The 2,733-nt window shown below is 40.1% G+C and carries 6 protein-coding genes; 3 read left to right on the top strand and 3 right to left on the bottom strand.

From position 1 onward, the window contains the following. Nucleotides 1-141 precede the first annotated feature (141 nt). The gene (locus AC5JL8_RS10415; protein WP_495879703.1) at nt 142-309 is read right to left on the bottom strand and encodes a hypothetical protein; all 168 of its coding nucleotides are present in this window, start codon (nt 307-309) and stop codon (nt 142-144) included. Between the two features lie 82 nt (nt 310-391). On the opposite strand from AC5JL8_RS10415, the gene AC5JL8_RS10410 reads away from it, so the two are divergent. Then, nucleotides 392-715 carry a hypothetical protein gene (locus AC5JL8_RS10410; protein ID WP_495879702.1) on the top strand — a complete coding sequence of 108 codons (324 nt, stop codon included), beginning with the start codon at nt 392-394 and terminating at the stop codon, nt 713-715. Nucleotides 716-863: 148 nt separating this feature from the next. Next, nucleotides 864-1,235, top strand: a complete 372-nt coding sequence (locus AC5JL8_RS10405; protein WP_495879701.1) for a transposase — start codon at nt 864-866, stop codon at nt 1,233-1,235. Between the two features lie 79 nt (nt 1,236-1,314). On the opposite strand, the gene AC5JL8_RS10400 is transcribed toward AC5JL8_RS10405, so the two are convergent. Beyond that, nucleotides 1,315-1,491, bottom strand: a complete 177-nt coding sequence (locus tag AC5JL8_RS10400) for a hypothetical protein (RefSeq protein ID WP_495879700.1) — start codon at nt 1,489-1,491, stop codon at nt 1,315-1,317. A gap of 407 nt (nt 1,492-1,898) precedes the next feature. Here AC5JL8_RS10400 and AC5JL8_RS10395 point away from each other — a divergent pair, with 407 nt between their 5' ends. After that, the gene (locus AC5JL8_RS10395) at nt 1,899-2,249 is read left to right on the top strand and encodes a hypothetical protein (RefSeq protein WP_495879699.1); all 351 of its coding nucleotides are present in this window, start codon (nt 1,899-1,901) and stop codon (nt 2,247-2,249) included. 281 nt (nt 2,250-2,530) lie between these two features. Here the strand turns inward: AC5JL8_RS10395 and AC5JL8_RS10390 are convergent. Then, a partial coding sequence (locus tag AC5JL8_RS10390; protein WP_495879698.1) for a hypothetical protein occupies nt 2,531-2,733 on the bottom strand: 203 nt, incomplete at its 5' end.

The raw sequence follows: 2,733 nt of genomic DNA, 5'->3' as shown, positions 1-2,733 counted from the left end.
CTAGTTTTGGAAGGTAAAGTTGGACAACCTGTCCAAAATCTTCTTCAAGTCACACAAGCGATCGCTCTTTACAGAGTATCATTCATCTAACCAGAATGTAAGTTTGGGAGATTCTAATTTCGCTGCTCGGGCATTATTAAACTATTGTCTCTTTCTCAGTCTAGGAGTTAAGTGTTCTGGAATATTTTCTAATTGAATCGCATTACAACCAAACTTATAAGCAGTCTCAACTGATTTACCTGCTCCAATGGCATCATAAAATCCTGTAGCAAACTTAATTGCCGCTTGATCTCCAATAGCTTTACTCATACTAATTACATGATTAATATGCTCGACGATAGCATCGCAAATAAACGTTTCGGTTACTTCAGTCTATAACAAGCTAAATGCAATGGAACCTAATATCAGTGCTGAATTAGTGAGGAATACGGGAGCTTCAATGGAAGCGATTATTCGTCATTTAAACGGAAGCTTACCCGATTGGCTACCTGGTTATCGGCTCAAAATTTTAGATGGTAATGCAATAGCTGCAAGTGAACATCGTCTAAAACCTCTTCGCAACTGTAACAGTGCGCCTTTACCAGGGCAATCATTGGTGGTACTTGACCCATCTCTAATGCTGGCAATTGATGTTTTTCCTTGTGAAGATGCTCATGCTCAAGAACATTCTCTACTACATAAAGTTTTGACCACAATCGAAGAAGATGATGTGTAGATTGCTGACCGAAATTTCTGCACTTTGAACTTTTTAAGTGGTATCGTAGCTCGAAAAGGCTATTTCATTATCCAAGAGCATCAATGTTTTCCTTGGTATGATGCCTCAGAATTTCGCCATATTAGTTCAGTAGAAGGAAGAACAGTATTTGAACAAACTGTTAAAGTCAGTGATGATGAGGGCTATCTATCTATCAAATATTCGGCGTATCAAAGTAATTTTAGATGAAACTACCCGTGATGGAGACTCAGAAATCTTTATCCTAACTAATCTTTCTACAGAGGTTGCCAATGCTTTAGTTGTGGCTCAAATCTACCGTAAACGCTGGAATATTGAAACTTTATTCCAGATTTTAACTGAAATATTTAATTGTGAAATTAAGACCCTTGGTTATCCTAAAGCTGCTCTGTTTGCTTTTTGCGTTGCCTTAGTTTCCTACAACATCCTTTCTGTTATCCTAGCTGCTCTGAGAAGTATTCATGGCATTCAAAAAATTGAGCAAGAAGTGTCAAGCTATTAGAGTTGGCTAACTAGTTACCGACTACCTTCCCTTATTAATTGCGAGATAGTGTCATTAATTATAACTACTTCAGCAGTAATCATGGCACTATGGCGATCGCTCTGACACGAACAAACCCCGTTCTTGCAACCGCTCTAGCTCTTTTGGATCTCTCAAATGTCATCACAATACCGAGATTCTCAGTGCTTAAACAGCTTCTTGCCAAAATGAGAATTGCTGGGGTTTTGAGAACGTATAGAGAAAACTCTGTGATCACAATTTACATTGGCCAGGGATATACAGGTTTTTTGAGAATAAAAGGAAAACTTATGATTTGAATTTAAAATTACTTAGCAGATCCATGTAAAGCGATCGCAAATTTTCAGATAAACTTAGGCACATACCTGCCGTTCTAACCTTTTTTAAATTCAAAATGCAAAATGCAAAATGCAAAATTAAGAAGAAGATTTATCTTGAATTAATTCTGGGTATCAGCCCCTAATGATTGCAATTTTGAATTGTTTTGACCCCTAATATCTGATCAAGGAGGAATTACAACGTGGATTTCTTGTGAGATTTCTTGATGAGCTTATATAAACTTAAGAATATCGTTCAAAGCGAAAGCATAGATGTCTGTCTTCTGTTCAACATCAATATCAGGTTTGAGCGACCCAGTTTCTCTCCTTGATACATTCTCCATTCACAGGTGAATTTCTGACAGGTGTTTCCGTCGCAGCGCGCAAGTGCCCGCCACCGCCACAAACATTCGATCAGCATGGAGCATACACAATGAACAAGTTTGACTCAACTAAACTGCGGACAAAATTTGACAACACCAGCGAAGGCTGGCTAGTGCAGGTATATAGCAGCGATCGCCGCCTGCTCTGCGTGCTCGAGTCATCTCACGCCTGGACTTTTTTGTTGGGCTGTGGGTTCAGTCTCCTACTGGCGGTGGGGTGGTTTAACCTCGCCAGTTACAGTCCATCCACGACTTATGAACCGTCAACAGCTCCCCCTGAAATGCGGATTGATTAGCTCAGTCATTTCTAGAAGAGTGGTTTCCACGCAACTCCTGTTCCCGATTTAGCTGATCCCATACCGTCCTTGGTGCAATATCCGTGTATAAAGAAAATTCTGTGATCGCAATTTACACTGGCCAGAGATATACGGCTTTTCTGAAAATAAAGGGAAAACTTATGATTTGAATTTGAAATTACTTAGCATATCCATGTAAAGTGATCGCAAATTTGTGCGAATTTAAGGATAGGCTTAAGTACATAGAATTTTGGGTCTTAATATATCTTGATCTATAGAAGTTACTGCGGGACAGCGACACCTTCCAGCCCTATTCGGAGAGCAGCCATCTCTGAACCGGCGTTGTTGCGTGAATAGGCAAAATGGTAAATTTTACCTATCGCCGATGTTTCTTGCCGCCTAGCCCGAAGATGAAGACGAAAGCCCAGTACTTCAAGGGGCGACAATCGCCTGTAAACCAAGCCAGCTAAAGGTTTTGGGCTTA

It is taken from the genome of Mojavia sp., assembly GCF_059505145.1.
Note: the sequence above shows the minus strand (reverse complement) of the source record. Positions and strands in the feature narration are given on the sequence as shown.

Coding starts and splice junctions, on each gene's coding strand:
- AC5JL8_RS10415 (WP_495879703.1), bottom strand. CDS start 309: ATGAGTAAAGCTATTGGAGATCAAGCGGCAATTAAGTTTGCTACAGGA.
- AC5JL8_RS10410 (WP_495879702.1), top strand. CDS start 392: ATGGAACCTAATATCAGTGCTGAATTAGTGAGGAATACGGGAGCTTCA.